Here is a 15,444-nt window from a genome sequence, read left to right as displayed (position 1 = left end):
TCGAGGTTCCGGTTCGCTGGGGGCCAATCCCGGCAGCGATGTGATCGGAAAGACTTGCGCCGCCCGTCGTGGTCCGCTGGGGACTGTTTTCAGCCACCGACCTTCACGCGCGTCCCGGCCGAGCGTCACGGAACCTCGAGAGGCGGTCCAGCGAGATGCGGTTGGGAGGGAGACAAACGAAGACTTAGCGCGGGTCGGTGCGGTTTGGAAGGGGTTTGTTCGGTCGCTCCTATGAGGCCCGGATCGGCGTCGTTCGGGGGTCGGGACCGTTCGTCACCACCCGATGTCGATCGCCCAGATCCTTGACCACCTTGACGTCCTTGAACCCCGCAGCCTCGAACAAGGCCTTGACCTGATGACCCTGGTCCCAACCGATCTCGACGGCGAAGATGCCGCCGGGTTTCAGGATGCGGGCGATCTCGGGGGCCAGGTCGCGATAGGCCTGCAAGCCATCAGGCCCGCCGTCCAGCGCCAGGATCGGATCGTGGTCGCGCACCTCGGGGTCCAGACCGGGGATGTCGCCCGATGGAATATAGGGCGGGTTGGATACGACGAAGTCGAAGCTGGCGTCACCGAAGCCGGTCGCCCATTCGGTCCGCAGGAAGGTCGCGCGGCCGTCCAGGCCCAGGTTGGCCGCGTTCTCTCGCGCCACGGCCAGGGCCTCCGACGAGATGTCGGTGCCGACGCCGTGTGCGCCGGGCCGTTCGGACAGCACGGCCAGCAGGATGGCGCCGGAGCCCGTGCCCAGGTCGATCACGCTGAACGCCTGCGCCGGCTCGAACGCCAGCATGGCCACATCCAGGAGGGTCTCCGTGTCGGGGCGGGGGCTCAACACATCCGGCGTCACGTTCAGCATGATCTTCCAGAACCCCTTGCGGCCCAGGATGCGCGACACGGGCTCTCGCCTCAGCCGCCGCTCCAGATAGCCAGAGAGGGTCGTCTGCTGATCCGACGTCAGCGGCCGGTGCGGGTCGGTCAGGATGTCGAGACGTGACGCACCCGACGCCGCCTCCAGCAACAGGCGGGCGTCGATGGCGGGGCTGTCGAGGCGCGCGGCCTTGAGCTCAGCCTGCGTCGCCTTCCAGGCGGAAACGAGGGTCGGCGTATCGGTCATTCAGATCAGCTCCGCGCGGTCTCCGGGGCGCAACGCGCCGCCCGCCTGGACCGAGAGATAGAGGCCACACCAGCGATGGCCATAGAGGTCGTGGAGGGCGGACACCACGTCGATGTCGCTTTCTCCGGTGGCCGGATTCGCATGGGTGGCCACGCAGCGGACGATCGGCTTGACCACGCTCAGACTCGCCTCGCCCAGCATGAGCCCCCGGCCGGTCCAGTCGTTCTCGATCCAGGCGGGCCAGCCTTCGACCCAGACATTGGCCCGGAACCGCAGGGGATCGACCTCCACGCCCAGCCGTTCGGACAGATCACGCACGCTGGCCAGGTTGAGCACGGAAACGGCCCCTGCCGGATCGTCCATGAACCGGTGCCGGGCCCCGTCCAGCAGGCGCAACGGAGCCGTCGCCGCCTCGCCCAGGACATCGGTCAGCCAGGCTTCCAGCTTGCGGTCGTCGTCGGCTCGACCCAGCCGAACGGTCAGAGCGGGCGCATTCGGAACCGACAGGGTCAGCGTGTCGGCCGTCTCGTTCCACCGGGTCCGCACCCGGGCAAGTTCCGGCAGGCGCGCCAGCACCGCGAACCGCATCTTCGAGATGTGGGCGGGAGCGGCGGGATCGAACCCCGACGGTCCGATCTCGACGGCGCGCAACCGGTCGCCGGGGAAGGCCTGGCCGGGGGCCAGCCTCGCCTCCGGCAGCGGCTCGGGCGTGAAGCCCTTGACCGGGTGGCGGTACAGAGCGGCGATCGTTGCGATAGGGGGATTGGCCACATCGCGTCAGTGCCCCAGGTCGTTTATTCAGGCAAGCTCACCCTGCCGGAACGCCTCCGGAGCCTGAGCCGTTCACCGCCCCGATGACCCCTGACCAGCCGCGCGCCTTCTCGACCCTCTGGAAAATCGCGGCGGCCGTCGCGGGCGGGCTGGCGGCGGGCGCGGGGGCCGCGCACCTGATCTATAGCCAAGGGCACAGATACGGGCTGGAACTGCGGCGTGAACGGCCGGGCCCGACGCCGGTCAAGCCACCGACCCCCGAGGCGCTGGACCTGATGGCCCCCAGGCGCGGTCGCCTGGCGCGGCGACCCGCCCACATCCCGCCCAAGGGATGGATCGACATCGGATGGCGGGTCGCCAACGGCTATTTCACCGAGCAGGTGGGGTTTGTCGCCGGCGGGGTGACCTTTCTGATGCTGCTGTCACTCTTTCCCACGCTGGCGGCGTTCGTCACCGTCTATGGCTTGTTCGCCGATCCGGCCGACGCTTCCGCGCGCGTCGCCTTCCTGTATTCCTTCCTGCCCGCCAATGTCGCAGGGTTCCTGGGTCAGGAGATGACACGGCTGGCGGCCGGATCGACCGGTGCCCTGACCTTCACCCTGATCTGGACCCTGGCGCTGTCGTTGTGGACAGCCAACAACGGGATCAAGACGCTGTTTCACGGCATCAACGTGGCCTACCGCGAGGTCGAGAAGCGCGATTTCCTGCAGTACAATCTGCTGTGTTTCGCCTTCACCCTGTCCGGGCTCGCGGCGGTCCTGCTGAGCGCCGCCCTGGTGGTCGGCGTGCCGATCTTCCTGGGGCTGTTCGGTCTGGCCGACGACTGGGAGCGACTGGCCCCCCTGCGCTGGCCCCTGCTGTTCGCGGTCTATATCCTGACGCTCGTGGCCATGTACCGGTTCGGCCCCAGCCGGACCCGGGCCCGCATTCGCTGGCTGGTGCCCGGCGCGGTCTTCGCCGCCAGCGTCAGCGTGTTCATCTCGTTTGCCTTCAGCTGGTATCTGACGACCTTCGTGAGGATGGATTCCTATGGGCCGCTGGCCACGGCGATGGGCTTTCTGCTGTGGGTCTGGCTGTCGGTTCAGGTCGTGCTGATGGGAGCCAAGCTGAACGCCGAGATCGAGCATCAGACCGCGATCGACACGACGATCCTTCGGGGCGCGGACATCGGTGCGCGGGGTGCAACCATGGCCGATACCGTCGGCTCGCCCCAGGCCAGCCGCGAAGTGGTCGCCTTCACCCGCAGGCAGGCGGCGACCGTCGGGCGGCTTCTTGGGCGTGGCCCCAGGGGTGACGCCTGACTGAGCCGTCTCGCTTATCGGCCCGGGCGTCCCTATCTAGGGGCGATGAGCAATAACTTTCGACCCACGACCCTCGAACGCGCCTACGAACTGGCCCGCAGCGGCGAGTGCCGCACCGTGGGCGACATCAAGACCCGCCTGCAGCAGGAAGGCCACGAACGCGTCCAGGACCGTCTGTACGGCGGTTCCCTGACATCGGCCCTGCGCAAGCTGTGCGTCGCGCACTATGTCGCGCCGGAGGGCGAAGACCCGGCCTCCAAGCCCACCGACGCGGATCTTGAGGATGAGGACGAGGACGGGCCGGTCCCGGCCTGAATCCCGCGCCATCGAGACTCAGGTTGTGCACAGGGCCGTTTCGGTCCATATGACGGCTGTCGATCTCTCTGCGTAACGCCCCTCTCTCTTTGCGAACGCACCGAGTTTCTGGCCGATCCCATTCAGACCCGACAGGCTTCAGGCGCTCTTGCCTGATGCAAACTGCTAACGGAGGTCCTTAAAATGGCTACCGGCACTGTCAAATGGTACAACTCCACTAAAGGCTACGGCTTCATCGAGCCCTCGGACGGCGGCAAGGACGTGTTCGTTCACGTTTCGGCCGTTGAAGGCGCTGGCATGAACGGCCTGAACGAAGGCCAGAAGGTCTCGTACGAAGTCGAAAAAGATCGCCGCACCGGCAAGGAATCGGCAGGTCAACTGAAGGCCGCTGAATAGTCCGTACGGATTATTTGACGACTGACTTTGAAGGGTCGGCGCATCGCGTCGGCCCTTTTTCGTTGCGCGGCGCGCCAGCGGATGCCCACGCACTTTCCCCTGTGGCCCGCAGCCGCTAGACGAACCGCACCATGACCGACCTCGCCAGCCTCGAACTCGACCTGATCAACGCCATCGGCGGCGCGACCAGCGTGGCCGAGGTCGAAGGCGTCCGTGTCGCCGCCTTGGGCAAGACCGGCACGATCTCGGGCCTGCTGAAGGGCATGGGGGCGATGAGCCCGGACGAGCGACGCGAACAGGGGCCGGTCATCAACGGCCTGCGCGATCGGGTGACCTCCGCGATCGCCGCGAGAAAGACCGAGCTGGAAGCCGCCGAGCTGGACGCCCGACTGCTGGCCGAACGCATCGACCTGACCCTGCCGTCTCGCCCGCGCCGCAAGGGCGGGGTCCACCCGACGATGCAGGTGATGGACGAGATGATCGCCCTGTTCGCCGAGATGGGGTTCGCCGTGGCCGAGGGCCCGGACATCGAGGACGACTTCCACAACTTCACCGCCCTGAACTTCCCACCCAAACACCCGGCGCGCGAGACCCACGACACCTTCTTCCTTCGGCCCGACCCCGAAACGGGCGAGCGCAAGGTCCTGCGCACCCACACCAGCCCGGTGCAGGTGCGGACGATGATGAGCCAGGAGCCGCCGATCCGCATCGTCGCGCCGGGCCGCACCTTCCGGAAGGATTCCGACGCCACCCACACCCCCATGTTCCACCAGATCGAGGGTCTGGTGATCGGCCGGGACATCCACATGGGTCACCTGAAGACCACGCTGGAGACCTTCGTCGCGCGCTTCTTCGAGCTGGAGGGCATCCATGCACGGTTCCGGCCGCACCACTTCCCGTTCACCGAGCCCTCGGCCGAGATGGACATCCGCTGCGACCGTTCGGGCGGCAAGCTGGTGCTGAACGAAGGCGACGACTGGCTGGAAATCCTGGGGTGCGGGATGGTGCATCCCAATGTTCTGCAAAGCTGCGGCATCGACCCGGACGAATGGCAGGGCTTCGCCTTCGGCATGGGCGTCGATCGGATGGCCATGCTGAAATACGGCGTGCCGGACCTGCGCCCCATGTTCGAGGCCGACGTGCGCTGGCTGGCCCACTACGGCTTTTCAGCCTTCGCCGCCCCCAATCCCTCCAGTGGACTGAGTTGACATGACCTCCAGACTGCCGATCACGCGCGCCTTCAAGGCCCCGACCGATTTCGACGCCGCCCTGTTCGAGGACGTCGACCTGTTCGTGCACCAGATCCTGGCGGCCAGCATGGCCCGCATGGTTCCGGCCATTCAGGACCGGGTGTTCCGGGGCTGTCGGATCAACGGACCGGCCCTGCTGATGCCCTCGCGCGGCACCAGCTTCGACGACTGCAATTTCGGCGATCCGCGCGGCGACATCAACAACCTGCTGTTCCAGCCGCTGGGCGAGCGGGCGACGGGCGCGGTGCCCCTGTTGAACTGCAAGTTCGAAGGGTGCGAGTTCACCGAAGTGGGCTTCACCGGCGCACCCGCCTTCATGGACAGCATGAAGGCGATCCGCACGACGCCGCGGTTCGGGACCCTCTCGTGAAGTTCACGCTCTCCTGGCTGAAGGACCACCTCGAGACGACCGCCTCCGCCGCCGAGGTGGCCGAGGCCATGACCATGGCCGGGCTGGAGGTCGAGCACGTCACCGATCCGACGGTGGCGCTGGCCCCGTTCACCGTGGCCCGGATCGTGTCGGCCGAGCGGCATCCGAACGCCGACCGCCTGCAGGTCTGTCAGGTCGAGACGGTCGACGGGATGAAGGAGATCGTCTGCGGTGCTCCCAATGCGCGGGCGGGCCTGACCACCATCTATGCCCCGATCGGCGCCTGGGTGCCGGGTCTGGGCGTCACCCTGGTCGAAAAGCCCGTTCGGGGCGTGGTGTCCAACGGCATGCTGTGTTCGGCCTCCGAACTGCAGCTGGCCGACGAGAGCGACGGCATCCAGGAACTGCCGCCGGAGATTCCGGTCGGCACGCCCGTGGCCAAACTGTTCGGGGCCGAGCCGGTCATCGATTTCGAGGTCACACCCAACCGGCCGGACTGGCTGGGCGTCACGGGGATCGCGCGCGATCTGGCGGCGACGGGGCTGGGCACGCTGAAGCATTTCGACATCGCCGTGGTGCGGGGGGCCTTCCCCTGTCCGATCACGGTGCGGCTGGACGCGCCCGAGATGTGCCCGGTGTTCGCCGGGCGGGTGATCCGGGGCGTTCGAAATGGTCCGTCGCCGGCCTGGCTGCAGACCCGGCTTCAGGCCATCGGCCTGCGCTCCATCAACCGGCTGGTCGATGTGACCAACCTGATCGCCTATGACCGCGCCCGGCCGCTGCACGTCTATGATGTGGGCAAGCTGGTCGGCTCCGAGATCTTGGTGCGGGCGGGACAGGTCTCGGCCGGGAGCGAGCACATCGCGGCCGGCACGCCCGAGCATCTGATCGCCCTGGACGGCAAGACCTATTCCGCCGATCCGACCGTCTGTGTCATCGCCGACGCCGGGGGCGAGCGCCCCGTCGGCCTGGGCGGTGTCATGGGCGGAGAATCGACCGGCTGTTCGGACGAGACGACCGACGTCTTCCTGGAAAGCGCCTGGTTCGATCCGCTGGTCACGGCCCAGACGGGTCGCAGCCTGGGCATCAGCTCCGACGCCCAGTACCGGTTCGCGCGCGGCGTCGATCCGGTTTCGGTCACGCCGGGGCTGGAGCTGGCGACGCGGCTGATCCTGGACCTGTGCGGCGGCGAACCGTCCGAGATCGTCTTCGTCGGCGAACCCCCGGCCAGCCCGGCCGCCTTCGCCTTCGACCCCGCCTATGTGAAACAGCTGTCGGGCATGGACCTGACGAACGACCGGATCGGCACCATCCTGGGCCAGCTGGGCTTCCTCGTGCAGGCCGCGCCCGCCGATGCGCCCGGTCCGTGGATCGTGACCCCCCCGTCGTGGCGTCGCGACGTTTCGGGCAAGGCCGATCTGGTCGAGGAAGTCGCCCGCATCCACGGCTTCCAGCACCTGCCCTCCACCCCCCTGCCCGATCAGGGATCGCCGTCGAAGGGCGTGCTGAACCCGCGCCAGACCCGGGTGCGCATCGCCCGCCGCGCCCTGGCGGCCCTGGGCTATGCCGAGGCGGTCACCTGGTCCTTCACGCGGCTCGATATCGCCGCCCTGTTCGGGGGTGGCGACGAACGGCTGATCGTCGACAACCCCATCGCGTCCGACCTGGACTGCATGCGGCCCTCGATCCTGCCCAACCTGATCCAGGCGGCGGCCAGGAACGCCGCGCGCGGCCACGCCGACGTCGCCCTGTCCGAGATCGGGCCGATCTATCTGGGCGACCAGCCTCGCGATCAGCGCACCGTCATCGCGGGCCTGATCTCCGCCCGCGCCGCGCGTCACTGGGCCGGGCCGGGCGAAGACGCTCTGTTCGGGCTCAAGGGTGATCTGATGAGCGTCCTGGACGCCATCGGCGCGCCGGTCGGATCGTTGCAGCTGGCGCAGGGGTCCAACCGCGACTGGTGGCATCCGGGCCGGTCGGCGCGGCTTCAGCTGGGACCCAAGACCGTGATCGCCGAGTTCGGCGCGGTCCACCCGCGCGTGCTCAAGGCACTCGATGCGGACGGCCCCATGCTGGCGTTCGAGATCGTCCTGGACGCGGTGCCCGAGCCCAAGTCGAAGCCGACCAAGGCGCGCGGCAATGCGGACCTTCCCAACCTGATGCCCCTGACCCGCGACTTCGCCTTCGTCGTCGCGGACGACCGGGCCGCGGGCGATCTGGTCCGGGCGGTGCAGGGCGCGGACAAGGCCCTGATCGCCGAGGTTCGCGTGTTCGACGTCTATCGCGGGCCGGGCGTGGCCGAAGGATCGAAGTCGATCGCCCTCGAAGTCGTCATCCAGCCCCGCGAGGCGACCCTGACCGAGCCGGAGATCGAGGCACTTTCGTCTCGGATCGTAACGGCGGCCGGAAAGCTGGGGGCGGTCCTGCGAAGTTGATGGGGCCGGTAAGGTCTCGTTAACTCTACAGCCCCAAGTCTGCCGCAAAACCCAGCGACCCTGCGGCCTCGCCCGCGTCGCGGACGAACAGCTTTCGGGGACACCGCCATGCACCGCCGCCACCTGATCCAGACCGGCTTCGCCGCCACAGCCATGACCGCGCTCGGCGCCTGTGCCACCACGCCCCAGGCGGGTGCGCCGAACGAGCCGCAGTATCCGATTGCCTCGGACGACACGGCACCGGCCTATACCGCCGACGAACTGGTCGCGGCAGGGTCGCGCGAGCTGGGCATCGCGGCCGAGGCCATGGGGGCCGCGATCGAGAAGATCTTCGCCGATCAGGGCGACCGCCCCACGGCCTATATCGCGGGCGAAGAGGGTGCCGGGGCTGCTGTCGTCGGCCTGCGCTACGGTCGCGGCGCCCTGCACATGAAGGACCTGTCGGCCTCGCAGGAGGTGTTCTGGCAGGGGATTTCGGTCGGCTGGGACGTCGGCGGCAACGCCTCCAGGGTCTTCACCCTGGTCTATGGCCTGTATGCGCCCGACGCGATTTATCGCCGCTATCCAGGGGTCGAGGGCTCGGCCTATCTGGTCGGCGGCGTGGGCGTGAACTACCAGCGAGCCGACGGCATCGTCCTGGCCCCCGTCCGCACCGGCGTCGGCCTGCGCCTGGGCGCCAACGTCGGGACGATGGCCTATTCGCGGCAGAGAAACCTGCTGCCGTTCTAATCGGCCAGCTGCGCCTCCAGTCCCTCCCGCCAGCTCGGATACATCGGTCGCCAGCCCAGTTCGGCCTTGGCGCGGGCGTTCGAGATGCGTTTGCTGTCGAGGTAGAACCGCCGCATCGCGTCGGAGACCGAGGGGTCGGTCCAGTCGACCTCGGGCGGGCTGGGCAGGCCCATGCGGGCGGCGGCCCAGATCATGACTACGTCGGCGGAGGACGGCTCGTCGTCGCACAGGTTGTAGGCGGCCCCGGGTCGTGGGCGGGCGATGGAGGCGAACGTGCCCGCCACCGCGTCCTCGACATGGACCCGGTTGAAGATCTGGCCGGGCTTGCGCACGATCCGGGCCGAGCCGTCACGCAGACGATCCACCACCGAACGGCCAGGTCCATAGATGCCGGGCAGACGAAAGATCTGCACCGTCAGCCCCATGCCGCGCCCGGCGTCCAGCCAGTCCGCCTCGGCCCGGACGCGGCGCGCGCCCTCCAGGCTGGCGGCGTTCAGGGCGTCGTCCTCGAACACCCAGCCGCCCGCGCGGTCGCCATAGACGGCGGTGGAGGACACATAGCCGATCCAGTCCGGATAGGCCCCGCTGGCGGTCAGGGCGGGCAACAGGCCGCGCGCGCCGGGACAGCCCTTGGCGTCCGGCGGGGCGGTGATCAGGATGGCCGAGGCCTCGGCGACCGCCGCCTGCATCGCCCTTTCATCCTCTGGATCGACGGCCGTGATGCCCTGCGCCTCCATGGCCGCGCGGCGGTCCGGGTCGCGCGAGGTGGCGACGACGCCCATGCCGCGCCGCGTCGCCTCATGCGCCGCCGTCAGGCCCAGATAGCCCGTCCCGAAGATCAGCAGCGACGGCTTGGTCATGAGCGGATCAGCCGAGGACCTTGGCGCGCGCTGGCCGGGTCGGGGCCGCGTCACAGGCGGGGGCCGCCCGAATCGCCTCGGCCCGCGCGCCATTCCAGGCGGACACACACGGAATCTTCGATCGGTCGGCCCGGTCGGCATAGCGGCGGGCGATGTCGGTGACGTCCGCCATCAGCCCCTCGGCCAGGGTGATCGGCTTCAGGCCCAGATCGCGGAACTGGTCGTTGGCGACCACCAGTTCGTTCTCGTCCGCCTCCTGGCGCGGATTGGCGACATTATGGACCTCGGCCCCCGTCAGGTCGGCGACGAGGGCGGCCAGGTCGCGGACGCGGCGGCTTTCGGTCATCTGGTTCAGGATCTTGACGCGATCGCCCCCTTTCGGCGGGTTTTGCAACGCCAGCTCGACGCAGCGCACCGTGTCCTGGATGTGGATGAAAGCCCTCGTCTGCCCGCCCGTGCCGTGCACCGTCAGCGGATGGCCCAGAGCCCCCTGCATCAGGAAGCGGTTCAGCACCGTGCCGTAGTCACCGTCATAGTCGAACCGGTTGATCAGCCGCTCGTCCTGCCTGGTCTCCTCGGTCTGGGCACCCCAGACGATGCCCTGGTGCAGGTCGGTGATCCGGACGCCGTCGTTCTTGGCATAGAACTGGAACAGCAGAGCGTCCTGGGTCTTGGTCATGTGATAGATGCTGCCCGGGTTCGGCGGGAACAGGATTTCCTGCTCGGTCGGGCCGAAGTCCGTCTGGACCGTGACGGTCAGGTAGCCTTCCGGGATGCGCAGACCCGCGGTGGTGTAGCCATAGACGCCCATGGTCCCCAGGTGGGCCAGGTGCACGTCCAGCCCGCTCTCGACGATGGCGGCCAGCAGGTGGTTGGTGGCGTTGATGTTGTTGTCGACGGTGTAGAGCTTGTGCCGCGCCGACTTCATCGAATAGGGGGCCGCGCGTTGTTCGGCGAAGTGGACCACGCTGTCGGGCCTCTCCTCTCGGATCAGGGCGACCAGGCCGTCGAAATCCTTGCCGACCGTCAGGTTGACGAAGCCGATGTCCTTGCCCGACACGTCCTTCCAGGCGGCGATCCGGTCCTGGATCGTGCCGATGGGCGTCAGGGACTGGACGCCCAGTTCGACGTCGATGTCGCGGCGACTCAGGTTGTCGACGATGACCACGTCCCAGCCCCGCGCCGACAGATGCAGCGCCGTCGGCCAGCCGCAAAAACCGTCGCCGCCCAGGACCAGAACCTTCATGCCGTCGCTTCCCTTTGTGATCGTTGGGATATGCGTAGCCGAAGGACGAGGGCGGGCAAAGCGTGACGGTTCGGCCCAGGGCCTAAAGCAAGCCTTCGATCGCTGCCCGCGCAGCCTGTCCCAGGCCGGCGTGTTTCAGCCCATAGGCGACGTTGGCCCGCAGCAGACCGACCGGATCACCGCAGTCATAGGTCGTGCCTTCGTATTCCAGGGCGTGGAAATCGCGCACCTTCATCAGCCGGGCCATGGCGTCGGTCAGCTGGATCTCGCCGCCCGCGCCGGTCTGCTGGTCGGCCAGCAAGGGGAAGATGTCGCGCGTCAGGACATAGCGGCCGGAGATGAACAGGTTGGACGGCTCGGTCCCCAGGGGCGGCTTCTCGACCATGCCGACCATGCGGTTCAGGCGGCCGTCGTGACCGTCCAGGGCGACGATGCCGTATTTGTGGGTCTCGCCCTCGGGGGCCTGTTCGACCACGACGACATTGCCGCCGGTGCGCTCGTGCGCGTCGATGGCCTGCTTCAGGGCGGGGGTGTCGGCCATCATCAGCATATCGGGCAGCATGACGGCGAACGGCTCGTCCCCGATCAGGTCTCGCGCGCAGAAGACGGCGTGACCCAGACCCAGCGGTGCCATCTGACGCACGAAGCTCATCTCCCCCGGCCGGGGCAGGTCGGCGACCACCATGTCCAGGATCGCATCCTTGCCCTTGGCCTTCAGGATCGCCTCCATCTCGTAGGCGTGGTCGAAATAGTCCTCGATCGAGCCCTGGCCGCGCCCGACGACGAAGATGATGTGCTCGATGCCGGAGGCGCGCGCTTCCTCGACGATGTGCGACAGGATCGGCCGGTCGAACACGTTCAGCATGTTCTTGGGCGTCGTCTTGGCGGCGGGCAGGACGCGGGTGCCCAGACCGGCGACGGGCAATACGGCCTTGCGGACGCGGGACGACGATGACGGCATGGACGAGCTCCCCTGACAGTGGTGGCAGCCTAACGCATGTCGCGCGGCTTCGTCTCCCTCCGCTTGGGGATCACTCCACCGTCACGGACTTGGCCAGGTTGCGGGGCTGATCCACGTCGGTGCCCTTCTGGACGGCGGTGTAATAGGCGAGCAGCTGCACCGGCACGGCATAAACCAGGGGCGCGATCAGGGGATGGCAGTCCGGCGCATGGATGCGCTGAATGCCCGCGCCGTGCGGATCGGGGGCCGTTCGCGGCGCGATCATGATGACCGGTCCACCCCGCGCGGCCACCTCCTGCAGGTTCGAGGCGGTCTTCTCGAAGACATCGTCCAGGGGAGCCAGTGCAATGGTGGGGGTCGCTTCGTCGATCAGGGCGATGGGGCCGTGCTTCAGCTCCCCGGCGGCATAGCCCTCGGCGTGGATGTAGCTGATCTCCTTCAGCTTCAGCGCGCCCTCCATGGCCAGAGGGAACATCGCCCCGCGCCCCAGGAACAGGACATCGGTCGCCTTGGCCAGGTCGTGGGCGACGGCCCGGATGTCGGCGTCCATCTGCAAGGCCTCCGCGATCAGGCGGGGAGCCTCGAACAGGGCCTTGACCAGTTCGCCCTCGGATTGGCCGTCGACCTTGCCGCGCGCCACGCCCGCGGCGACGGCCAGAGCCAGCAGGGCCGACACCTGGGCGGTGAAGGCCTTGGTCGAGGCGACGCCGATCTCCGGCCCCGCATGGGTGGGCCACAGCACATCGGCTTCGCGCGCCATGGACGAGGAATGGACGTTGACCACGGCGGCCGTCTTCAGTCCCTGACCCTTGCACCAGGTCAGGCTGGCCAGGGTGTCGGCGGTCTCGCCCGACTGGCTGACGGCGACGGCCAGGGTGCCAGGCGTCACGGCGGGCGAGCGGTAGCGGAACTCGGACGCGATCTCGACGTCGCAGGGCAGACCCGCAATCTTCTCGAAGGCATAGCGACCGATCTGGCCGGCATAGAAGGCAGTGCCGCAGGCGACGATCTGGATGCGGTCGACGGCGGCGAAGTCGATCGCCCCGGCTTGCAGTGTCTGCACCTTGGCCTTGCCGGTCACCAGGTCGAGATAATGAGACAGGGTGTGCTGTACGCTGTCGGGCTGTTCATGGATTTCCTTTTCCATGAAGTGGCGATAGGCGCCCTTCTCGACCATGGCCGAGGAGGCGGAGACCTGCACCACCGGCCGGTCCACCGGAGCACCGGACGCGTCGAACATCGTCGCGCCCGAGCGGGTGACGGCAACGAAATCGCCTTCTTCCAGATAGCTGATCTTCTGGGTGAAAGGCCCGACCGCGAGCGCGTCCGAGCCCAGGTACATCTCCCCCTCGCCCCAGCCGACGACGAGGGGCGAGCCCTTGCGTGCGCCCAGGATCAGCTCGTCCTCGCCTTCGATCAGCACCGCCAGGGCATAGGCGCCGGTCAGGCGATCCAGCGTCGCCTTGAAGGCGTCCAGCGGCGCCTTTCCCGACGACAGTTCATGGTCCAGCAGATGGGCGACGACTTCGGTGTCGGTCTGGCTCTCGAAGACGCGGCCTTCGGCGGTCAGTTCGGCCTTCAGCTCGGCGAAGTTCTCGATGATGCCGTTGTGGACCAGGGCGACGCGACCGGCCTTGTGCGGGTGGGCATTGGGCGTCGTCGGTGCGCCGTGGGTGGCCCAGCGGGTATGACCGATGCCGATCGTGGCGTTGAGGGGTTCGGTGGCTAGGACCGCCTCCAGCTCGCGGATCTTGCCCTTGGCGCGACGACGCTCGATCCGCCCGTCGACCATGGCGGCGACCCCGGCGGAGTCGTAGCCGCGATATTCCAGCCGCTTCAGGCTGTCGATCAGCCGGGGAACCGCCGGACCCGTGCCGGTGACGCCGATGATGCCGCACATAGGGGGTCTCCGTGGGTCCGCCCCGCCCAATGATGACGGCGTCGATGTCCTGCTCTAGGACGGGCTTAAGACGTCATCACCTAAAAAGGCGTTTCGGATGATTTCGGCCGGGAGCTGACGATGGGCGAGCGCAAATATTTCGGGACCGACGGCATTCGCGGCAAAGCCAATGTGTCGCCGATGACGGCCGAGATCGCCCTGCGGGTCGGGCTGGCGGCAGGCAAGCTGTTCATGTCGGGCGACGACCGCCGCCATCTGGTCGTGATCGGCAAGGACACCCGCCTGTCGGGCTATATGATCGAACCGGCCCTGGTCGCGGGCTTCGCATCGGTCGGGATGGACGTGCGAACCTTCGGCCCCATTCCGACGCCGGGCGTGGCCATGATGACCCGCTCCATGCGCGCGGACCTGGGCGTCATGATCTCGGCCTCGCACAACGACTACGCCGACAACGGCATCAAGCTGTTCGGGCCCGACGGCTACAAGCTGTCGGACGAGATCGAGCTGAAGATCGAGGCGATGATGGACGCCGGCCTGGATGAGGGTCTGGCCCCGTCCAACCGGCTGGGTCGGGTCAAACGGATCGACGACGCCCCGCCGCGCTATATCGAGATCGCCAAGGCGGCCTTTCCCCGCAACCTGTCGCTGTCGGGCCTGCGCATCGCTATCGACTGCGCCAACGGGGCTGGATACCGCGTCGCGCCGACCACCCTGTTCGAGTTGGGGGCCGAGGTCTGCGCCGTGGGCGTGTCGCCGAACGGGACCAATATCAATGCCGACTGTGGCTCGACCCATCCAGAAACCCTGGCGGCGGCGGTCAAGCAGTACAGGGCCGACATCGGCATCGCCCTGGACGGCGACGCGGACCGGCTGATCATCTGCGACGAGAACGGCAAGGTGGTGGACGGCGACCAAATCATGGCCCTGATCGGCCGAGACTGGGCGCGGCGCGGCGTGCTGAAGGGCGGCGGCGTGGTGGCGACGGTCATGTCCAATCTGGGGCTGGAACGCGCCTTGAAGGCCGACGGCCTGACGCTGGAGCGAACCAGCGTGGGCGACCGCTATGTGATGGAGCGGATGCGCGCGGGCGGGTTCAACCTGGGCGGCGAGCAGTCGGGCCACCTGATCCTGCACGACCATGCCACGACAGGCGACGGCCTGATGGCGGCGCTTCAGGTGCTGGCCGTGCTGGTCGAGAGCGGCAAGCCGATGAGCGAACTGGCCCGCCAGTTCGAGCCCGTGCCGCAGCTGCTCCAGAATGTGCGCTTCACCGGCGGCAAGCCGCTGGAGGACGCCGGGGTGAAGGCGGCCATCGCCGAGGGGCACGCGGCGCTGAACGGCTCGGGCCGCCTGCTGGTCCGACCTTCCGGCACCGAAAAACTGATCCGCGTAATGGCTGAGGGCGATGACGGCGCCCTGGTCAAACGTGTCGTTGCCGATGTTTCGGCGGCCGTGAAGGCGGCGGGCTAGCCCTCCACGCGGTCTTTCAGGTCGGCCAGCATGGCCACCGCGCCCCGCGTATAGGGCGCGAGCCAGCGGTCGTGCACCGCCTTGATCGGCATGGCGTTCAGGTGGTTCCAGCGTTCCCGACCCTCGCGCCGGACGATGATCAGGTCAGCCCCCTCCAGCGCCTTCAGATGCTGCATCACCGTGCATCGATCCAGCGACGGTTCCGCCTCGCACAGCTGGCCCGTCGTGCGCGGGGCGTCCTTCATCGCATCCAGCAGACGGCGGCGGACGGGGTTGGCCAGGGCCTTGAACACGGCGTCCAGAGCGTCGTCGTTTGACATGTTATG

General features: G+C 68.0%; 15 protein-coding genes. 8 read left to right on the top strand and 7 right to left on the bottom strand.

Features of this window, described 5'->3' with window-relative positions:
• Positions 1–229 precede the first annotated feature (229 nt).
• Together prmC and AC1DW4_RS06930 are read right to left on the bottom strand one after the other, a co-directional pair.
• A complete protein-coding gene (gene prmC, locus AC1DW4_RS06935) occupies positions 230–1,114 on the bottom strand; it encodes a peptide chain release factor N(5)-glutamine methyltransferase (RefSeq protein ID WP_477016519.1) in 885 nt (294 codons plus the stop codon).
• A complete protein-coding gene (locus AC1DW4_RS06930) occupies positions 1,115–1,885 on the bottom strand; it encodes an MOSC domain-containing protein (RefSeq protein WP_477016518.1) in 771 nt (256 codons plus the stop codon).
• An 83-nt stretch (positions 1,886–1,968) separates the two neighbouring features.
• Here AC1DW4_RS06930 and AC1DW4_RS06925 point away from each other — a divergent pair, with 83 nt between their 5' ends.
• The 7 genes from AC1DW4_RS06925 to AC1DW4_RS06895 all read left to right on the top strand — a co-directional run bounded on the left by AC1DW4_RS06925 (position 1,969) and on the right by AC1DW4_RS06895 (position 8,681).
• Positions 1,969–3,186, top strand: a complete 1,218-nt coding sequence (locus tag AC1DW4_RS06925) for a YihY/virulence factor BrkB family protein (protein ID WP_477016517.1) — start codon at positions 1,969–1,971, stop codon at positions 3,184–3,186.
• A gap of 45 nt (positions 3,187–3,231) precedes the next feature.
• The gene (locus AC1DW4_RS06920) at positions 3,232–3,501 is read left to right on the top strand and encodes a hypothetical protein (RefSeq protein WP_477016516.1); all 270 of its coding nucleotides are present in this window, start codon (positions 3,232–3,234) and stop codon (positions 3,499–3,501) included.
• A gap of 183 nt (positions 3,502–3,684) precedes the next feature.
• A complete protein-coding gene (locus tag AC1DW4_RS06915; RefSeq protein ID WP_013267912.1) occupies positions 3,685–3,897 on the top strand; it encodes a cold-shock protein in 213 nt (70 codons plus the stop codon).
• A gap of 131 nt (positions 3,898–4,028) precedes the next feature.
• Complete coding sequence (gene pheS, locus AC1DW4_RS06910; RefSeq protein ID WP_477016515.1) at positions 4,029–5,105, top strand: phenylalanine--tRNA ligase subunit alpha; 1,077 nt, start codon at positions 4,029–4,031, stop codon at positions 5,103–5,105.
• Between the two features lies 1 nt (position 5,106).
• Entirely contained in the window at positions 5,107–5,517 is a 411-nt protein-coding gene (locus AC1DW4_RS06905; RefSeq protein ID WP_477016514.1) for a hypothetical protein, read from the top strand.
• A complete protein-coding gene (pheT, locus tag AC1DW4_RS06900; RefSeq protein ID WP_477016513.1) occupies positions 5,514–7,952 on the top strand; it encodes a phenylalanine--tRNA ligase subunit beta in 2,439 nt (812 codons plus the stop codon). Before AC1DW4_RS06905 ends, pheT begins: the two co-directional genes overlap by 4 nt.
• 108 nt (positions 7,953–8,060) lie before the next feature.
• Complete coding sequence (locus tag AC1DW4_RS06895) at positions 8,061–8,681, top strand: DUF1134 domain-containing protein (RefSeq protein WP_477016512.1); 621 nt, start codon at positions 8,061–8,063, stop codon at positions 8,679–8,681.
• Here AC1DW4_RS06895 and AC1DW4_RS06890 read toward each other — a convergent pair.
• The 4 genes from AC1DW4_RS06890 to glmS all read right to left on the bottom strand — a co-directional run bounded on the left by AC1DW4_RS06890 (position 8,678) and on the right by glmS (position 13,648).
• A complete protein-coding gene (locus tag AC1DW4_RS06890; protein WP_477016511.1) occupies positions 8,678–9,541 on the bottom strand; it encodes an SDR family oxidoreductase in 864 nt (287 codons plus the stop codon). The genes AC1DW4_RS06895 and AC1DW4_RS06890 overlap by 4 nt on opposite strands.
• A gap of 7 nt (positions 9,542–9,548) precedes the next feature.
• Positions 9,549–10,787: an NAD-dependent epimerase/dehydratase family protein gene (locus AC1DW4_RS06885; protein WP_477016510.1), complete on the bottom strand. Its 1,239-nt coding sequence runs from the start codon at positions 10,785–10,787 to the stop codon at positions 9,549–9,551.
• A gap of 82 nt (positions 10,788–10,869) precedes the next feature.
• On the bottom strand, positions 10,870–11,748 hold the full coding sequence (locus AC1DW4_RS06880; protein ID WP_477016509.1) for a UTP--glucose-1-phosphate uridylyltransferase: 879 nt from the start codon (positions 11,746–11,748) through the stop codon (positions 10,870–10,872).
• 70 nt (positions 11,749–11,818) lie between these two features.
• Positions 11,819–13,648, bottom strand: coding sequence for a glutamine--fructose-6-phosphate transaminase (isomerizing) (gene glmS, locus AC1DW4_RS06875; RefSeq protein WP_477016508.1), 1,830 nt, complete (start codon positions 13,646–13,648; stop codon positions 11,819–11,821).
• 120 nt (positions 13,649–13,768) lie between these two features.
• On the opposite strand from glmS, the gene glmM reads away from it, so the two are divergent.
• Positions 13,769–15,118 (top strand): phosphoglucosamine mutase, encoded by a 1,350-nt coding sequence (glmM, locus tag AC1DW4_RS06870; protein WP_477016507.1) that lies wholly within the window; start codon positions 13,769–13,771, stop codon positions 15,116–15,118.
• Here the strand turns inward: glmM and AC1DW4_RS06865 are convergent.
• A complete protein-coding gene (locus tag AC1DW4_RS06865) occupies positions 15,115–15,438 on the bottom strand; it encodes an ArsR/SmtB family transcription factor (protein ID WP_477016506.1) in 324 nt (107 codons plus the stop codon). The genes glmM and AC1DW4_RS06865 overlap by 4 nt on opposite strands.
• Positions 15,439–15,444: the final 6 nt, after the last annotated feature.

It is taken from the genome of Brevundimonas sp. P2_A6, from assembly GCF_056404975.1.
This window is presented reverse-complemented; position numbering and strand designations above follow the sequence as displayed.

Bases quoted from the DNA above. Each gene is read 5' to 3' on its own strand.
- AC1DW4_RS06915 (WP_013267912.1), top strand. From the start codon at position 3,685: ATGGCTACCGGCACTGTCAAATGGTACAACTCCACTAAAGGCTACGGC.
- AC1DW4_RS06895 (WP_477016512.1), top strand. From the start codon at position 8,061: ATGCACCGCCGCCACCTGATCCAGACCGGCTTCGCCGCCACAGCCATG.
- AC1DW4_RS06925 (WP_477016517.1), top strand. From the start codon at position 1,969: ATGACCCCTGACCAGCCGCGCGCCTTCTCGACCCTCTGGAAAATCGCG.
- AC1DW4_RS06885 (WP_477016510.1), bottom strand. From the start codon at position 10,787: ATGAAGGTTCTGGTCCTGGGCGGCGACGGTTTTTGCGGCTGGCCGACG.
- AC1DW4_RS06890 (WP_477016511.1), bottom strand. From the start codon at position 9,541: ATGACCAAGCCGTCGCTGCTGATCTTCGGGACGGGCTATCTGGGCCTG.
- pheS (WP_477016515.1), top strand. From the start codon at position 4,029: ATGACCGACCTCGCCAGCCTCGAACTCGACCTGATCAACGCCATCGGC.
- AC1DW4_RS06905 (WP_477016514.1), top strand. From the start codon at position 5,107: ATGACCTCCAGACTGCCGATCACGCGCGCCTTCAAGGCCCCGACCGAT.
- prmC (WP_477016519.1), bottom strand. From the start codon at position 1,114: ATGACCGATACGCCGACCCTCGTTTCCGCCTGGAAGGCGACGCAGGCT.
- glmM (WP_477016507.1), top strand. From the start codon at position 13,769: ATGGGCGAGCGCAAATATTTCGGGACCGACGGCATTCGCGGCAAAGCC.
- AC1DW4_RS06880 (WP_477016509.1), bottom strand. From the start codon at position 11,748: ATGCCGTCATCGTCGTCCCGCGTCCGCAAGGCCGTATTGCCCGTCGCC.
- glmS (WP_477016508.1), bottom strand. From the start codon at position 13,648: ATGTGCGGCATCATCGGCGTCACCGGCACGGGTCCGGCGGTTCCCCGG.
- AC1DW4_RS06865 (WP_477016506.1), bottom strand. From the start codon at position 15,438: ATGTCAAACGACGACGCTCTGGACGCCGTGTTCAAGGCCCTGGCCAAC.
- AC1DW4_RS06920 (WP_477016516.1), top strand. From the start codon at position 3,232: ATGAGCAATAACTTTCGACCCACGACCCTCGAACGCGCCTACGAACTG.